Below are 19,580 nucleotides of genomic sequence, written 5' to 3'. Positions count from 1 at the left end.
TGATTTAGCAGCTTGCTTGGCAAACGCTTCCAGTTCTTTTTTATTCATCATTGCCTATCCTAAACCCTTTATAGGGATTAATAATAGGCAGTTACACAGATTTAGTTACAGGGTCTATTTGTGACATTATGTTGGATACAACGATGACGCAAAACTATTTATTACATTTACACTTTACCTATGGAATAATTTGATCAAGGTATACAGCCATTATTGATATAGTCAGTTGCCTGTTCCTAGGTTAGTCTTACTGTTTGTATCACCGTTTTTATTAGCTATCCGAGTCCTCCTCCGCTCCATTCGCAGCATTTTGGTAAATAGTAGTTAGGTAAGGGTGTGTAATTCTTCTCATCATGTCGTCTTTTCTTTGATCATTATGTAAATTTTGCATGTACATTTGTTGTTCAACTTTATTTAGTTGATCAGAGAGCTCTTCTCCTCGTTTTTCCTGTGCTAACAGATTCTGCTCTTCGTTGGTTATTTTCGATTTCAGTGCTGCCACTTGGCTATCCAGTTTATCATTTTGCTTATTGTGCTCGGTGGTCTGTGCTTCTTTGAGTAGTAATGACTGCGATGTATTTATAATCGTGCTTGGAACATTACTCAATCCGGGAACATTAGGAAAGGACTCGGCAACTAAAGATACTGGATCGTTAGGGTATTTCTTAGCTTTTTCTTTCGCACTCCCAATCATGTTTTTTCTATTTTCTTCAGCATTTTTTTGCTTGTTCGTTTTAGCCGGTGTAAAAATACGATCATAAGCTCCATTCGCAGTATTGTTGCCAAGCTCTTTCACGGTGTTTTTTGGGTCTGTAGTAAATACCTTGTCATTCAAGGTCTGTCCTAATGGAATCAAGTTGGCTATGCCATTTTTAAATAACGCCATGTTCAATTTATGTTTTTCTTCACGTTGATGTTGGTGTAGTACTTCTTTCCTAAGTTCCAATTTGGTCAACTCAGAGTTCAAATTGTCGATGTTGTGTTTGCTTTTGCTTCTATCTTCTATTACCTTTTTCTGCTCGTTCACAATCGACTTGTACTGTTGCTTTGGGTTTTGGGTGTTAATAATAGCTTTAACAACGTTCGTTATGACATTTTGGTTCGTGTTTTGCTTGGGCATATCGAAATTTACCATCTTCATTTCTTTGCCTTGGTACGGTTTATGCTGTTTGACTTTCTTTTGTAATTTGTAGGTTGACTTAGTTATTTGGGAGATCATACTTGGGTTTCCTTTTAGTGATTGTTAAGGTTCTGAAGCTGTGTACTTTTAGACACAGACGATGCATTTCGGACAGTGAAAGGTATTTTCACCTCACACCATAAATAACTTTATATAAATAAATTTAATTAATTCACTTGTTTCACATGACTTAAATAAGTGTAATATTTACACACTTGATAGAGCTGGTTTATTCAGCCCCAATTTCACTTTTTGTCCATGTCCAATAACATGTTCTACATTGATTTTGCCCCGCTTTTTTACCCTCGAAAATTTGAACAGCGTTAGCTGGATCGAAAGGGGAAGGCAGGAAGTAATGAAAAATAAATGCTTTAAAATCATGGTCATATGTTTTATCTTTTCTAAACATATGACCATGATTTTTACTGCATGGCGAAATTGATGAAGGGTCCTGCATAAAATCAACCACTTATCCAGCTCTTTATTAGTCCACCACGGGCGCAGATAATAACGCAAGCCATATTTTGGCAGTAATCGCTCAAGTGTTACACCATCGCTGTGAGAAATGCATCACCAAGCAACACTGATAATGGGTTACTTTTATTGATGCCAAATATCATTATTTAAGTGGCTGCCTTTTCGCTGATAACACAACCAAGTGTAAGCACATTCTAAATTTTCAGCGTTTGCCATTTGGTTCAACAGCAGGAAAGTTATCTATTTGGTTTACGTTAGTGTTTACTCATAAGTGTTATTACCCTCTTCAATGGTATCCGCACTTATTGGGGGTTGTTCCGGAGTTGCTTCCCCATTAATTTCAATTCCAGTATCAAGGTCCACGGCCCTTTCATTATCATTACTCAACCTGCCTGGTGCCGTATCATCGACTTGTTCACTGAGTGTATTGATGTCTTCTGGGGTGTTGAGTGTGGAAATCTTATTTTGCTCGCTCTGTGCTTGCTCCAGTTGGCTGGATACAGCATCATTTACGTTGGCTTTACTTATTGCCTCCTGAAACGCAATAAAATCCTCGTTATCAATATACTCGCCATCCGCCAACTCTTCATCCGTCGCTTCGCTCTTCAGTGGCAAGTATTCAATATCGCCTTCTTCGTCTCGGGTCGGGTAAACTTTACGGTCATTGTTGTCGGTATCGATTTCAGGCGCTTGTTCCAACAGATCATTGTCTTTTGGATTCTCGGCCACATCAAAGTCCATTACGTACATACCTGAAGCACGCTCCAGACCACTCGCCTCACTGTATTTGGGCAGATATTCGACTTTGCCATCAACCTCTCTTGTTGTGGCAAATAATGTGCGATCACTTGCTACATCGGTAACCGTTTTTTTGGGCATTTTAAGTGGGTTGAGTGGATCTTGTTTTATGTCTTTGTTGCTTACAAATTTGCCCCTGGCGAGTTCTTTAGGTGTGGCATCTTTGCGTGCGGGTAAGTACTGGGTTTCTCCTTTGCTGTTGGTAGTGGCAAAGAGTGCACGCCCTGAGGTTACATCTTTGACCATTTTCCCACCGGGTTTTAACGTATTGACCGACTTAATTTTAACTGCCTTATCTGGAACATATTTACCGCTGCTCAACTCCTTAGCACTGGCTTCACTTTTCGACGGCAAATATTGGGTTTTGCCATACCTGTCTTGAGTGGCAAACAGGGTTCGCCCGGTAGCGAATTCGGTGACAATTTTACCTTGTTTGTCTAAGCTATTCGCTGGTGCTTTGGTAATGGATTTATCCGCCACAAAAATACCCAGTCTTTGCTCACCGGGGGTGGCATCTTTTTTACTGGGTAAGTACTGAATTTTTCCATTACCAACATCAACCGGAAACAAAGTACGACCGGTGGCAAAATCAGTTTTAGGCGTGCCTTGCGACAATGCCTGTTTGCCTTCACTTTTTTTGAAAATAGGCGCGCTATGTGCACTTTTATTTTTACTTACACTTAAGTTGCCAGAGCCCGAATGTATACTGTTTTTGCCATCCAGTTTCTTTTTGGCACGCTGAAGCTTTTTCTTTAAATGTGGATTCATAATTAACCTTACCTATAAAACCCCTTACATCACGTTATTAATGGTGCTAACTCAGTAATAGCTTGCAAAAATAACCGGACGCGAACGCCCGGTTAAGTTATGACTCGCAGATTTTTGTAGGCTTATACCTTGGCTTTATACACCACGACCATTTCTGCATTTTGTAGCCCTGTTGGGTCACCTTTTAATGACAGTGTCCATTGGCTGCCTGATTTATCTATGTTGAGGTTACTCGGTTGTATATATGTCACATTATCCAGCTGCAATGCATCATTGATATTTAGCACCGCCCCTTGTGATTGTTCAGCATACTGGTAACGCACCAACATTCCGATAATCTTGCTGCTACTCATATTTGGGAACATATCTTGCGTGAGCTGGATCTGTACTTCAGTTTCTCCTCCTTGTGTTAAACCGAGCCAAGCGTGAGGGAAATGGTTTGCCATATCAAACACAGTGTTGGCATGATAAGGCTTAAGTAACCCTTTGACTTCATTAGCAAAGCGTTGCCCGCCTTGCTCGGCTGTGTAACGTGCTTTAATGATGACGTTCACTAAGTCATCTGGGTTATAACTGCCTTTGTGACCATTTAGCGCCAAACGCCAGTTTGATACCGCGCCAGTGCCTTCAAACGGCAGGTATCGCTCATCATGGAAGTTCAGTTCAAACAGGCCGTTGTTTTCTGTGTATTCGTCAACATGAGATAAGGCAACTTGCTGATTGGCACGCCAGTTTTCCCTTACATTAGTGGTCGCCTCGTTACTTGGGTCCATTAAATGTTTAACCGCTTTAATGTCTGGTGCCATCACTAACTTAGAATTTAGCTGCGTCAGTGTTGCATTCACTTTTTGCCCCTGAGGTAACTCGAAGGTCACCGAAATGGTTTTGAGCTGACGGTTATAATGCCCGGGGAAATCATAGTCGAACAGCTCTTCGCTTAAGCGGAAAGTACATTCTCCTTTGCTTTGTAGATCCAACAGAGCGAGGGGGTTTAATTCCAGCAAAGATATGCTTTTGGTGATCTCAAGCCTGCGACCATTATTTTCTATATAAGCTTTGTCCATACGATCTAAATCAAGCTCCAGTGATTGCCCGCAGAACATGCCTTTTTGTGAACTGTCCCAGTACATACCGTTGATGTAATTCACCTCTCCCGCTTTTAGGCCTTTTTCATAAATAAATGCCTGCTCTGCTTGTTTGGCATAGTCGTGCGCCATTTTATACGTTTGAAATAATAGCCCAGAAAGCTTGCCACTCATCCAGCTGTAAAGCTGCTCATTAGAGTATTTTTCTTGCATAAAGGTATTAATCGCACTTTTGTGCTCAACCTCTTGGTCATGCAGTACTAACTCATGTTGTGAGGCTTTAATACGTTCTTTTTGTGCTCGTATTTCATATTCCAGTTGCTCAATTTCATATTTTGACATTTTTTGCTGCAATACCCAGTCTTGCTTGGTCCGTTCAAACTGCGCTTTAATGCCTACGGCTTCACCTGCTGTGCTAACTGCCTCAGAAGTTGATTGCAGTGCTTCACTAAACTTGCCTGCGACGGCCCCCCAATTGGTACCACCTGAGGTTGCGCCAAAGCTGAATGCCCCTACCGTAACTTGCGGTAACATATAGGAAACACCACTTGCAAGATGGCCAAGCGCCACAGCGCTGGAAAGGCCTGTTGCGGTATTCATTAAGCGAAGTTGCAACTTCTCTTCGTCTAAATAACCATCATTAATCAACTCATCATAATGCTTTAGTTGCGCCTTGGCGCGTCTAAGGCTTGCTTGTAAGTTACCCAGCGATATCTCACTTTCCTTAATTTGATATTGCTTTGCCTGTTTCGCAACATTGAGCATGGCCGACTCTTGCTTGCCTTGGAGGATGCTTAAAGCTTCAGCATCTTTCTTTTCAAGCGCTGATAATAGTGCGTCACTGAAACCGGCCAGTTTGCTGGTAATTTCGCGCGCTTTGCTTAACATCACATCAAATCGGTAGTCTGGCACTGTACCCGCCCCACCAGCCGCAGCGACAGCAGATGCAACACTGCCACCGCCCGCAACGGCATTGACCAACGCCATAGGATCTATGGGCGGTTGGAACAGTGGTAATGGCTGAGCTACACCATCAATATTTAAGTTGCTACGAATTTTATAAAGCTTGTCTTCGACACGTTGCCAATATTCAGTAAACAAATCATTTTCTTTGAGGTAGAAATATGGACGCGTAATGGTATCAAACTGCGTGGCAGCAAAACTTAAGCTTGGTTCATAATTTGCCACCGTACCCGAGTTTTCCATGTCAATCAGAAAGTCGTAGTTTTCTTGCATATTGCCGCTATAGTGCTTGAAATCCTTATAGGCTTTAGGTGCTTCTAATACGACTTTTCCCATGTTTTGAGGTTTTTCACCTAACAGATCGTAAGCCAATATATAAAGCATTCTGGCTTCATTAATGCTCTCTCTGGTGTATTGGCGAAACAGCATGTCACCCCAATCCAACAAATTGTCGATATATCGCATGACGATGGCCTTGCGATAAGCAAGTGGTCGCAATGAAGCGATAGCGTGCGGGTCAAAAGGGTCGTCCAGATAAGTTGCCAACTGAGCAGTGTAATTACTCATTAGATCAATACGGCGATCCAGCTTTGCGACAATGGCAAGACCCTCCTTAAAACCATCTAGATGTCGTTTAAATGTTTCCTTTTCCTTAGTACTTGATTGACTTGGCAAAGTTAGGCTGTCAATTGCATTTTTTAATTGGCTATACTCCTGCCACTGGATTAAATTGGCTAGTTTTTGCGCGTCAGTAAGTTCACTTTCAAACAATGCTTTGTCTTTCAGGCCAAGAAAAACCGCCTGATAAGGGGCTAACCTAGACGCTAAGCTTTGCTGGTAGGTGAGTATGTGACTAACGTTTAGATTGGAGATCAGAGCTAATTGCTCTAAATCGTTCAACAAGCTTGCCATTATGGCGTCAGGATCTGCTGCCAAAAAGGGCAAAAACTTCCAATAATCGCCAGACTCTGTTGGGTCAAAAATATACTCAAACCACTGTTTGGCCTGCTCAAATTTTTGATTGGCATTGAGCGTTTGGGCAATCAAAAACGGCGCATGGAAAAACGTTTCCCAATAATAAAGCCCGTTGGCACTGTTAAAATCTAGATGTGAGTTAACTGGCTCAATTGAAAATTTAGATGCACTCATCTGAATATTTCTCCAGCGGCTTGATGCAAAACTAATTGTTGGCGATTCGTCTTTTTCCTGAGTCGACATTTTCAGTAAGCCTTCTACCCCGCTAGAAAACAGCACCTGATTTAACTGCTCTGCGGTACTGGAGCTTAATCGGATCACCTCGTATTTAACATCCGCATTGACATAGGGCGTTGCACTGTCACTTTCAAGGCGATACTCAATGTAATTTTCATTCTGGATAAAAGTTAGATTGCTTAAACCAGAGTAAGTAGCATTAAAAGCTGCACTTAGTCCATCTTGCCTTATACCTGTCGGTATATTTCCCCAAGTTCCTGTGAGTGGTTGAAAGTCTTCCTGTTTAAGGTTGTCCAGTTCAAGCGCACTATCGACTAACGCTAGTTTTTGGTACTGCGTCCCCTGCACAGCATAAGTACTGCCGTTTAATGAGAAAATGGCATCAACACTGACATGCCCTGTTGCTGGCTCATCATCTGTTGGTTCAGCCATATTGGTTGAAGCCGGTTCATCATTATCCGATGGATTTTCTGTAGCCAGTTCTGGCAATAACTTAGGATAATCCGAGTCTATGACATCGGGGATCTGCTTTTCTGCTGTTAACGTGTAGCGATAGTATTCTTTATCTGTGAGCAAATAGAGGTACTTATCGTTACAGAATGCGGCCTTCACGTGCTGTTCGCGCATCAAGTCTGTTGAAAGGTAGGTTCCCCACCTATCGATGGCTTCTATCTGAGCAGTATCACTGCGGTAGTAGCGCTTGGTTGCATTGTTAAACAGATAACTCGTGCCATCTGTTGCTGTGAAAGCGGCGTCGACTTGTTGCCAGTTAGCCGGAAATCCTTCGATATTATTGACAATATCTTTTGGATAGCCGTTATCAGCATATGGCGCAAACTCTCCCTCATTATTTGGTGAATAACGACAGTATTTGTTACCGCTAAATAAGTAAAGAGCATCTTTTTCACCCAACGACTCTGTGCCAATGAATGCCGCATCTACACTGTTATTCGCCCAAATCGGGTTTTGCTGCATCTCATCGCCTAGGTAGACTTCTTTTGGTAAAGAAGCCAAATCTCCCCTATTAGTACCACTTTTGAGTTCAGTTAAAATTTCTTCAGGCGATTGAGAGTGTTCAAAAATATGATAGCGATTCGAATTTATGACAATGATCAGGTTTTTACCATTACTAGAAGTAAATGCAGCTGTGACATTCACGCCATGCTCAAAGGTACTCCGCCCACCAAAGTCAATCTCAGAGTCATTTTGCCAGGCTCGTGCGATATTACCGTCATAAAAAGCAATATTGTATGTATTGGCTTCATGGGTATACGCTATACCACTTGTCCAATTTATGTTTGTTTCATCAAATGGAGTTGGATACAGAAAATTTTCATTCAGTAAACGGCGATTCATATTCGCCTGGATCTCTGATTGGCTTTGTGCTGTATTCCAAGCTCTTACTTCAGAAAGGTGTCCATTCTTTATATCGAAACTTAGTATGCTTGAGCCTGAAGTGTATAAGCTATTGTTTTGCACAATAGCCTCCTGCCCATCAATATATAGAGTTCCTTTTAAGCTATTAGAATCATAAACAGCTGAAATATGGTGCCATGTATTCGATTGAATCGAAATAGAAGAATTAACAAATTGGGTATTATTAAACCCCGTCCTCAATCCATTATTGAAAAACATCAATAGTTGATGTCGTCTACGTAATATATATTGAAATTCATCTGTACCAAGCTTTACCCAAAACTCAATAGTCCAACTTTCGTTATTTGTTGATATTGAACTTCCCCAAACTTGTAGATTAGTCGATTCTCCAAATCTGAAAGCTTGTGTTTCTTCACCAACTGAAATCGGGCAATCTGATACACCATCCCAGTTTTCATCACCATGAATAATCCCATTACTTTTAGTACCATTTACTTGAAAATCTTCGATGTTACCATCTAGCGGCCAATAACCCACTAACCCCGGATCATCAGCTGACAAAATAGGCTTCTGAACAATACCAGCTTCATTGATAAAATTAAGTGCATTCGTACTACGTAGCCAAACCCCTCCCTCGATAGCCATCATGCCGGTTACGGCTTCATCGGCACTGACTAAGTCAGCTACACTCTGGCCAAAAAGAGAATCGGCTAGGGTTTGCACACTTGCGCTTGGATGCACAATCGCAACACCATCAGCACCATATGAAGCATATTGATTGCTTTCAATAACGTGAACTTGGTCTTGAAACACGATTGCAGCGTCAGCAGTTGTAATTAAGCCATCTTGTACAGGCTGAGGTAAGGCAAAGCGGCTGCGTATATTTTGCGTTAACCCGTTACCTTCACTATTAAATACTTTTCCAGTTTCTTTATTGAATAAACACAGGTGATTGCTTTTGGTATAGCTCGCATCAATTTTATTCCACTGTGATGGAAGGTCAGTAATCAGCGCGTTGAGCGGCTGGGGTAGCTCCTGTATTACATCCAGTGCATCATCGTACTTATAAAGTTCATTGTTTAATGTTAGGTAGTTGAATCCATCTAATACAAATGCGGCATCAACTGTTTTAGTAGTCTGCATTTCGGTTAAAAATTGCATTCCCCAGCGGCTGTTAATGGGTTTAGCATCAGATAGTAGCGTGCCATTTTCGGATAAAACTTGATAGGTTTTATCCGAGAGAAAGAAGTAAACATCGCTGTTGTCTGCCACCTGAAACGCTGCGGTAATAGTTGCCGAAGTAGGCATATTACTTTGTGTTACAGGTGTAGGCCAAACGTTGTCAGGTAGTGAAACAACATCGGGCTTAACCAGAAAACTGCTGCCTTTGTGGTTATAAGCAAACCAAGGGCTGTCTACCGAGCTGTTCTGGCCACTGAGCATAATTGCATTGTTCTCACTTATATTCCCTTCATTGGGGAACAACTTATTGAACACACCTTGACCAGGATTACCAACTGACCAATTTCCCACATAACGGCTTGTTAATTCTGAGGTCAGGCTAAATGTTGGGTATGCAACATAATAGTAAGAATGATAATGGCCATGGCCTGAATGGTAGTATCTTCCCAAGTTCTTGCAACGCACTGTTGCATGTATTTCAGTTAGCCCTTCGTGATTGACAAGTGTTTTTACAAAAAGCTTTATTTGATTCGGATAGATCCGAAACGATCGATATAAATAACTACTCGTATTTAATAATTGTGGCCGAGACCAAGTCTTATTCAGGTTATAAAATGAATAATAGACATTTATACGATACTGTACATTGTTGCCAGAAGACGCACTAAAAGTACTGCCACTCTCTCTAATATTAACTGAGCCTGAAGCCGCATTGGGGATCGTTTCTTCAAGTTCTGTCCAAAATACAAATAGACGATTAAAAGCATAGATTGGCTCCACATTTTCACTGGGAATTTGTATATCCAGTTCTTGCCATGGTTGCCATTTTATCGCTCTGCTACTGCCATTAACCAACGAGGCAAATCGATAGGAGTAACGATAAGGAGCCGTACGAGTGCGGCCAAATAAAGCCAAATTTTTATCGTTGCTCTGTTGGTCATCATAAACATAACCACCTGCGATATTTAATTGGCAAGCTTCTGTTGAAGCATCCAAATATTTTATGTAGGCATCTTTAACCAGCTCTTCGGTTAATTCTCCCTGTGTTAAACTTTCTTGAAGTCCTTTAAATGCAGGGGATATTGTATCTCTTAGTTCTGGGCGTAAATAGTTTTCTGGATAAAGAAAAACTTTTCGGTTTGCTTCCCAAACCCGATAGCTCTTTAACCATTCCCAGCGTTCTTTTAAATCTTCACGCGCTGCATGTTGATCAACCGCATCCAGTTGTAAGTCTTCTAAATTGACAAAAAAGCGGTGCATATACAACTGCAATGCAGCGGTAGCCTCTTTAATACGTGAGGTTTCTGCACTTGAGTCCATTTGAATATCAATTAAAAGTTTCTGATATAGGTCCCGAGTGTTATCTATACTTGCGTCTTGAGAGATCACATATGGCACCAGTGCATCTCGCTTAAGCGCATTTAACTCACGATTAATTTGCTTGGCTAATACCTGATAATTGTTATCACAACCGACTTGTAGCAGTAGATTATTAGCCGCCAGAGCTGCATTTGCATCATTGCGCATAGAGCCATATAAATTTTGCCAGAGGTTTTTATAAAGCGGTATGATCTCTACATTAAGGCGCTGTGTTGTGGCCAAAATATGATACAAACGCAACACTTGCTCTATATCAAATTTCGTTTCTAACGCATTGCTCGGTCTCGGTAAAAAGGCATTGCGCTGCTTTAACCAACGAACCTGCTCTTTCTCAAATCCGAAAATGGCGGCAAATTGCATATAGGGTTCTTTAACCTGCCCATTTGCGCCTGTGACTAATTCAGTTAATGAAAGTTCTTCCCCTGTAAAAAGCTCATTCAGTGCTTTAAATTGGCTGATCGCCTGAATATCACTAAGCAAATAGTCAGACCAGCAGCCAAATCGATATGCCAATACCTGAGACGGTTTAATTTCATCTTTATCGCTTAAATCAGCCTCATAAGTTACAAAACTCTGAGCGGTGTGAAAATAAACCTGATCATCTAACTTGAAAACACTGTCTATACCTGTAGAGGGCAAGATTTCATCGCCTAACCTAGACCAGTGTTCATTGATATTCTGTGGGAAGCCAGTATCGGTATAACAGGCATCATTGTATCGATTCAACGAAAGCAACTTTTGCGTATCACTATATCTAATAAATTGAGTGCCTTTAAACACATATAAAACCCCTTGCGCATCGGTATAAGCACCGTCTATCTTAGGGTCTAAAGTGAATGCATTTTCCATTTTCCCGATCAGGTTTTTAATATCTCCAGAGGAAGTGTTACCTGCATAAATAGCTAAATAGTTACGGTCTTTTGCTAAATAGAGCATTTTGTTTGGTAACAAACTAGCCGCATCGATTCCATCGTTAAAATACTCTGGCAAGTCATTGACCCCCAATTCAGACGCCAAGTCCTGTGCAATCAGTTTTGGGTAACCTTCATCAATAAATCTATATTCATCACCGGAATAGCGAATGTATTGCTCACCAGAAAATAAATAGGTTAATTTATCATCTTTATTCACAAAGGCAGCATCAACTACCCCTCCTTGTGTGAAGTTGTTTTCAACTTGGCCTAACCCTTCAATGGAGTACACTTCATACTTATTTTCTGACCAAGTATGTAGGCTATCTTGACTAAATACGTACAAACTGCGCCCTGTATCACAAAAACCTGAAAAGTAATGGCTTTCATTGTTAGTTTCTAGCGTATCCAAGTGTTGTTGAAACATTTTAGGTAGCGCTGAAAACGCAGGTTCTTGGTGCAAATAAGTGGCTATGTGTTTAGGGTAACCTTCATCTACATAGCGGTAGTCGTTAGGCATATCGAGAGAAATGCTATAACGAACGTACTGATTACCAGCAAAAAGATAACTCGTTCCACCCGAGGCGACGTAGCTTGCATCTACCCCGTTTTCAAATATATTAGTTTGCTTACCCCAATGGCCTTTAATATTTTTGGGCTGTGTCCAGGCATCGTCAATGCTACTTATAAAGCTGTGTTCATTGAAGAAGTACGCTTTACCATCAGCCCCTACAAAGCCAGATTTCAGATCCTGAAAATCAGTTTTATTAAAGGGAATACCGGGGTAAATGAGCGATAGTGGCTGCGGATAACTCCAAGTTTCATGCTTTAGATTAAAACGGATAAATTCTTGGTCGCTGATAAATATCAAGTTATCTTCGAGTACAAAAATAGTATCTAGTGTATCAAACCCTTCTTGAGCATAGGCCTCTGGGATCTGCCAAAAATCTGGGCCGCCCATTTGTGGATAACCTGGATCTGGTCTGCTGTAATCTTCATCTGTATAACGAAGCAAGCGGAAGTTTCCTTCGTTATCAGGGTGTTCACATAAATAGGTTGTGCCTTTCCATACATAAGCTAATGCGACATTTTTCAGCCCATGCCATTTATCACTTATTTTTCTTGGCGGATACATAACCGTACTATTGGTATAATCAGGTGTATCGTACTGAACAAACCATTCGCCTGAGAAAACATAGGTCACCCCATCACGGCCAACAAAAGCCGCATCCAAACTACCCTGATCATAAATTGGATTAAGGGAGCGCCCCCACACGTCGCTTGTTTTAAAACTCAAACCAAGTGAAGTATCAAAATATTTATCCCCAGCAAAAACATAGCTGTTGCCATCTGGCGTATTTAAAATTGTAGAAATCGCATCACTCAACGCTGTTTGTGCTTTTTCGGCCATTCGCGGTAAGGCCGGCACCGTTTTAAGCGCACTGGATTCCAAGTGGTTAAATTTATGCCAACGGGCATTGTCTTCTTTGCCAAGCACATAAACATCGCCCTTTTCCTGAGTCATGGCCTGAATATTGGTTAATTTTTCGTGTTCATACTTTTTATAGGTTTCTTCATCGCCAATCACGACATGAAAACTATCATCTTTAAAGAGGTATATTTGACGTTGATCTGCAAAAGCTGCGTCCAGTCCGTTAGGAAACTCAGTTTCTAACCCTTTAAAACGAGGTTCATCTTTAAGGCGATGGATAGATCTCGGGTAACCCGGTTCAACGCTTGAATAATCGCTACCTTTATAACGATACATTTGATCGCCTGAAAACAGATAAGTGTGCATTTCAACAAAATCGGCTAAGATGCCTTGTCTATTCTGCTCTTGCCAACGAGACTCAACAACCAGTGTGGCATCGACCTGCCCTGTTTTTTGAATGGTATTGCGTACCTTACCCCAATATTTATTTGTTAATTTAGGGTAGCCATTGTCTATTTTATTCAAATTCTTGTGGCTAAAACGAATAAACTTGTTGTCGAAAAACAGGTAAGTTTTCCCGTCTTTTCCACTAAAAGCGGCCGCAACTTTATTCAACTCTTGCGGCAAATGTTGCCATTTTTCGGTGAGTAACTTTGGTTCAGACCACCAACGATTAGCATGATGGTGTTCGATATAATGGTTACCAAAAAATAGATAAACTTTGCCGTCAGGTCCATTCATCACAGCATCAATTTGAAAATCATCTTCCCCTTGTGTGACACTGGCCGGTAAAGACCAAAACTTATCATCCATTGCTGCGGGAAAGACTTCAATCTCATCCACATCTGACCTGTATTTGAGCACAGTTTCTAAATTTCTTGCGTTGGGATCGGGCTTGTCCGCTTCCAGGAAGTCGCCTTCTTCCATATGTATGCTTGAATAGCGTACATAGATAGGCTGGTTGTCTTCATTTCGCCCAAACAGGTAAGTTTTATTGCCAAGCACAAATGCCGCTGTCACTTGCGTTAAACCTTCCCAGTCCTGAGCAATATTACGAGGAAAACCATCATCAACTTCATCATATATGTCACCTGAGTAACGCACATATAGATCACCTGAAAACAGGTAAGTTCTACCATCTAAACCGACTAGCGCTGCGTCTATGGTTCCTGACGTTTCAATTTCGTTTGCCACCTTTCCCCATTGCTGCGCAGTTTTTGCTATTGGGCTCGTGGTGCTGCCTTCTATCGTGACAAACTCATTGTCATGGAAAAGGTATGTTCGGGTATCCACACCTTGTAAGGCTGCATCTATTCCGTCGCCAAACTTATTCGGTAGTGCATCAAACTCCTGATAGAGTGCTTTTGGGTAGCCTGTATCTGGCTGAAGGTTTGCCAGCTCTATACTGCCACTATATTTAACCACTTTATCACCGGAAAAGAGCATATAGTCGCCATCCATTGTCATGGCCGCATCAATATTCCTTATTTGGCCAAAGTTATGCTCTCTATGCCCCCATTTTTCACTTACATCGTGTAATTGCCCGTCTTCAGAGGACACAAATTGATTACCAGAAAACGCATAGCTCACCCTATCTGTCCCATCTATAAGTGGGCCTAAATGCTGAGTGAGTGAATCGGGTAATTGGATCGGTTGATTTTCGTCATTCCAGTGCTGTGCAATATGCTTGGGGTAACCTAGATCAATCACAGGCTGCTGCGCTTGAGTATTTGAGTAACGAACGTATTTATCTTTAGAAAAGATATATAACTTTCCTTGCGTATCAACATAAGTACTATCTATCCACTCAAGATTATCGAATTCATTTTCAACTTCACCAAAACGGTTATCGCGCTTATCCCATGTATCTGAATCAGCGTACTTTACGTAATGGTATTCACCCGATATCACACACCAGGTTCCCTGTGAGTCGATAAAGCTGGCATCAACCTGAGAAATATTTTCTTTTTCAAATAGCTGCCGGATAGGGTCTTCTTTTAGTCGTTTTTGTAATGCTTCATTGTCTTTTTGTTTTTCAATCAGTTCATCATCAATGTCGCTGTTACCTGCTTGCAGATTTTTTTTGTCAATCATGCTGTAGTCATGGGACTGATATAGCCAAAACTCATCATTTTTAAATAAATAGAGAAAATCTTCAGACTCTAAGACTGCGTCGATTGATGTGATGCCGTCTGGCAATTTAAGCGCTTCTGGGAATTTAGCTAAGATGTTCTGATCTTTAAGAAAAAGCGCAATTTCTTCTGGTGTCAGTTGTAGTTTTTTGATCAATAAAGCGAGCTGACGAATACGACTTACAGTTTGGCAATAGTGTTTATCCGTGGGTAGCTCATTCATTGTGTTGAGCACATCGGCAGACTCAATCAAAGGACGCAACCAGGCTATATGTAGATTCTCGTCTGCCTGGAAGAATTCTTGTGTCAGAATTTTTACGGCTGAATCGTCTATGCCTAATGCATTTGTGAGTAATGCTATAACTGAATTCTCTTGATTGTCTCGTTGTTGCTCTAAGGCACTATCGATTGCTGCAAGGGTGTTTTCGATGTTGTTTGCAATTTCATAAAGTAAAAAGAATATTTCCTTATCAAAATCTTCGAACCCGGGCACGCTAAAATTCGCGGCATTTTCTGCAACCAAAAAGAATGAAAACTGCTCAGGAGTAAGCAGGCCGCTTGATGTGAGGACATCCATGTTTTGCAGCGCAATTTTAACACCTTCAATTTCAGCGTCACTAAATCCCAATGTCGCGAGAGGTTGCTCGCTGAGCCTATATTTATCTGCATACTCAACGATACCTGCAACATGCTCGAAAATAATTTCTGTGCTTGTTTCATCAAAATAGTGCCGTAAATTAAAATCAGACTTATTTTCAGGGGCTAGAAAGAATGAGCTCGCAATTGCTCGAAGGCGGATATGATCACCGTGTAAGTAGTTTTGCTGCAAGTCTTCATGGATCCAGCGCGAAACTGTTTTTGCTGACACTTCAGATAAATAAGCACGTTCAACTGACAAGTATGCTTTTTTGTGCTGAGCAATGGCCTCCTGTAATGCCTCATAAATTTTTTGACGATGGGGGTAAAACTGTAGATCTAAATTGAGTGTTTCGGCTGTTGCATCAATCAAACGTATAGGATCTATAAGTTGTTGTTCTGAATCGATATGGCCATTAATCTGTAAATTGGCCATTAAATCTTGCAGGGCAGCAGGTTTAAGCGAAATATGTGAAAATATTTGCTCGCTAATATGAATTTGGCTGGCCTTAAACTTGTTTACCTGTGTGGTGATGTGCTCATATATATATGCGCTTAATTCATTTAGTCCTGCTTGAAGTATTATCGGTGCTTCAGATTGTGCCTGACTAAACAATGACGCGTTTCTGACATGGCCTTCTTCATCAATATAGCCATTAAAGATTAAGTTATCATAAAGCTCTTTGGCTTCTGCTGTTGTCAGGTCTAACTTTCTCAAATCAGAGACAAATATCTGAATTTCAACCTCATCCGGATTGTTCTGTGCTTGCTCTTGATAAATCTCATGTAGTAAAGCGTACAGCTGGTCACTATGGTGACTGAAGTCATACTCAAGGCTAAAGTCATCCTCATCAATGACATCATCAGTATCTTTTCCACTAATAAGAATAGCGCCATTGCCATCGATTACTTGATGATTGATCAAGTTTCGATAAACCTTTTCAAGCAACTTTTCATGTAGCGGTAATCCCATAAATTCACGGTTTGTGATCTGCTCTAATTGTTGAATAAAAGCATTCGCTAAGTCTTCACTTGCATTAGGGGTGTACTCAATTAATTGTTGTTTTAGCAACTTTCTGTGTGAATTACTTACACCATTCATATGCTCATCAGAATCACAGTGCGTATTTTTATTTGCGGTAGACAATTCATAGGCAAAGCGTGCTGCACGCGTATCATTGAGTGCTAATTCAAATACTTCAGGCGTCAGTTTTAGCGACTCTACAGTTTGTAACAGGGTGTTGAATAAGTTTAAATCAGCTGCTTTTTGTGCATCTTTTTCGTTATCATTTAAAGGTGAGTTATTGACGATTTTCCATAGCAGATCAGCTGAATAGCCAAGTTCAGACATCCATTTTTTAAGCGCACACAGAGACTCTACTAACCAAAGTCGGTTGTTGATATCGTCACTTACAAAAATATCAAAGCACTTTTGCGTACTAGGCATCTGATAAATAAAGTAGTTAAGAGGATCGTAACGGCCAATAAAGGGATCTTTCTCCAACAGTTCAAACATTTTGAAAAGTTCAAGGAAATGCACATCTAAGCCATTAGATAGCGCGTGAACTCGATAAAGTGTGTTCAGTAGCTCCCACTCCTTATCCACTTTGTTCCACAATGAACTTTCCACGGCCCCCTTGTACTCTAAATATTGAGTAATATTGATGAGATCCGTTTCAGAGAAATTAAGCGTGTGATACAAGCGTTTTCTGTATTCAGCGTTTTCTTCTGAAAATAAATCGGCGTGGTACTCTAGGGCGGCATATTCGTTATAGGTGGTGTCTGTGTACTGCGCGGGAATTGACCCCATGACATCACTAATATGAATATAACGATTGTCAACTTTGATACAAGGGTGGTTAAAAATTTGATTGAATTGATCTTGCGGAAGTGCGTCATTTCCCTGACCTTGGTAATTGATAGACGAAATGATAGCAAGGACAGTGTCAATTGGTTGTTCATTCACTTTATGTAGATGAACTACTTGCGCAATGCGAGTCAAAGTTTCCTTATTTAAAGTCGCAGTGTTATTAATACGACAGCAAGCAATCAGGATGTGATCTAGCTCAGTGAAAGTAATATTTGATTTTTGTGCCAATCGCACAAATCGATTGAATCGCTCAAACCATTGCACTGGTAATGCATGATTTTGTGAATCAATCAGGCTGTACCAGTGCAAAGTGGTTTCATCTTCACTCAAAGTAGCATAACCAGAATGGTATACGGGACCCGCATCTTGTAAATTTTGATTGATGTAAAAATTCTCACGGCCACTTTCAACTAAAGTATGGTTAGAAGAATCTATATAGAGTGATTGGTATAACACTTCTCTGACAGAAGATGCGGCTAATTGGGTGCTATCCAGCAAATTTTCAAGTTTAGACATATGATCGATGAAAGCATCACCGTTATAGCCAAAACATGCCTTAATATGCTCTAACGATGCGGGGGTGTCGCTCTCTATTAGTGTGCCATATTCCTCCGGTGATAGACCTAAATAGTCCCGAGCAACTTGCTGATAATCTCGAGTTGTCGCGAATAACTTATACAACTCGTCATAAGAAATACCTAAGTGTTTTAAGCTATTTTTAATTTTTTCATTATCTAGCGAGAATGGCATATTAAACGGGTAATGGGCACCTCTCATCGCTTGATAAGCACCCCCTGGTATTTTGCTTTCGAGTACCTCATTCACTATGTCTAAGTAAGGAATTAGGATATTTGTATTTTTATCATCAAGCAGGATTGATTTAATGTCTTCACGGCGTTGATCCAAATCCACGCTTTGCTCACTGCCATCATCAACAAACTCATCATCCAGCATTTGCAGTAGATCAGTCAGGTAAGCCGCTGGAGAGTATACAGAACGAGCGTCATCACCTGCTTTGAAATTCACATCCCCAAATAACCCTGAGTAGTCGGGTAAATCATTTTTAATCGTCATTTTTTTATCCTAGTAAGTTAATCAGTTATATATGAAGGCCTGAACTACGTGTATGAGGCTCTGATAGTTGTGTTCTATTGATATATTGAAGGGCAACGACTTTTCGTTTGAAGAGTGCGTTTTTATATACTTGGTTTGCCAGCACATCATCTTTAAATATGGATTTAGTCTTGCTTAAGAATACTTTTTTTGGCATTTCAGCGATTTGAAGTGCTGATTTAAAATCATTTTTTAATAGTTGCTTGGCGATTTTTTCCGGCCCAAAAACGTCATCCTTAGGAGGGAGAATTCGTAATAATCTTTGGTATGATTTTAATTGTTCGAGAATTGGTATTTTTTCATCGGTTAGGCTTTGCCAATTAAACTCATTAATGCTTTTTTCATTATTTAAGTTGATATTTCTAAAATCAATTTTCTTGTTCTTTCTCAAAAAATTATTGAGACTAGTTAGGTTGCGAGTTGAAGGCATTGTTTGTCCTTAGTGAGTGTTTATTTTTAATATGAATTTCACCACCACCAGTCATGGGCAATGGATGAGGCCGTTAGCTTTTTCTGGTAAGAAAGAATACGATGCGCCGTTAAAGAGGCACTTGCAGTTAGGTTCGAAGTTTGTTTATGGCCTCAATGAATATTGGGTACCACTTGTGCTGAGAAACTCAAAAGTAGATTTTAAGCATGCTCCGCCATGTCAATCACAGATGATGGCATTGAGGTATATTTGCTTTGAAAGACGTAAGCGCTGATGAACTGTGAATGACAATACCAATACAATGCCAATCTGCTTCCCCCTAGCCAGTGCCATAAATGGGCAAGTCGCTTTTGTATGAAGTAATACAGCGTAAACATGTTTTCTTTTGGCAAGTGATATCATTCAATAGCAACCCAAACATTACGCTTTATCATACACTTTCTGTTGCGATGAAATAGGTCAATCGTGTCCGGTAGGTAGCGCTTCCGGTAGGTAGCGCTGTAAGATCGTGTATGGCCTGAGGGATCCCCATAAATAATCATTTAAATTCAAACACATCACTAACATCCAAATTTTGCCAATTCAAGTCAGTGATGGTTTTCTTAAAATGCCGGAGCCCCGCCATATAGTCTTG

At 40.6% G+C, this 19,580-nt stretch carries 4 protein-coding genes; all 4 read right to left on the bottom strand.

Annotation, left to right across the window (positions count from 1 at the left end; genetic code table 11):
* Positions 1 to 271: 271 nt before the first annotated feature.
* Positions 272 to 1,141, bottom strand: coding sequence for a hypothetical protein (locus HC733_RS19870; RefSeq protein WP_190366735.1), 870 nt, complete (start codon positions 1,139 to 1,141; stop codon positions 272 to 274).
* Positions 1,142 to 1,918: 777 nt separating this feature from the next.
* Positions 1,919 to 3,223: a hypothetical protein gene (locus HC733_RS19865; protein ID WP_190366734.1), complete on the bottom strand. Its 1,305-nt coding sequence runs from the start codon at positions 3,221 to 3,223 to the stop codon at positions 1,919 to 1,921.
* A 122-nt stretch (positions 3,224 to 3,345) separates the two neighbouring features.
* Entirely contained in the window at positions 3,346 to 18,477 is a 15,132-nt protein-coding gene (locus HC733_RS19860) for a Tc toxin subunit A-related protein (RefSeq protein WP_190366733.1), read from the bottom strand.
* 25 nt (positions 18,478 to 18,502) lie between these two features.
* Positions 18,503 to 18,946 (bottom strand): hypothetical protein, encoded by a 444-nt coding sequence (locus HC733_RS19855; protein WP_190366732.1) that lies wholly within the window; start codon positions 18,944 to 18,946, stop codon positions 18,503 to 18,505.
* Between the last annotated feature and the right edge of the window lie 634 nt (positions 18,947 to 19,580).

It is taken from the genome of Pseudoalteromonas sp. S16_S37, assembly GCF_014694405.1.
Taxonomy (GTDB): domain Bacteria; phylum Pseudomonadota; class Gammaproteobacteria; order Enterobacterales; family Alteromonadaceae; genus Pseudoalteromonas.
The sequence above is the reverse complement of the archived record's forward strand: the minus strand, read 5'-3'. Positions and strand labels throughout refer to the sequence as shown.

What these genes read in the sequence shown, in the direction of transcription:
- HC733_RS19855 (WP_190366732.1), bottom strand. Translation starts at nt 18,946, where the DNA reads ATGCCTTCAACTCGCAACCTAACTAGTCTCAATAATTTTTTGAGAAAG.
- HC733_RS19860 (WP_190366733.1), bottom strand. Translation starts at nt 18,477, where the DNA reads ATGACGATTAAAAATGATTTACCCGACTACTCAGGGTTATTTGGGGAT.
- HC733_RS19870 (WP_190366735.1), bottom strand. Translation starts at nt 1,141, where the DNA reads ATGAAGATGGTAAATTTCGATATGCCCAAGCAAAACACGAACCAAAAT.
- HC733_RS19865 (WP_190366734.1), bottom strand. Translation starts at nt 3,223, where the DNA reads ATGAATCCACATTTAAAGAAAAAGCTTCAGCGTGCCAAAAAGAAACTG.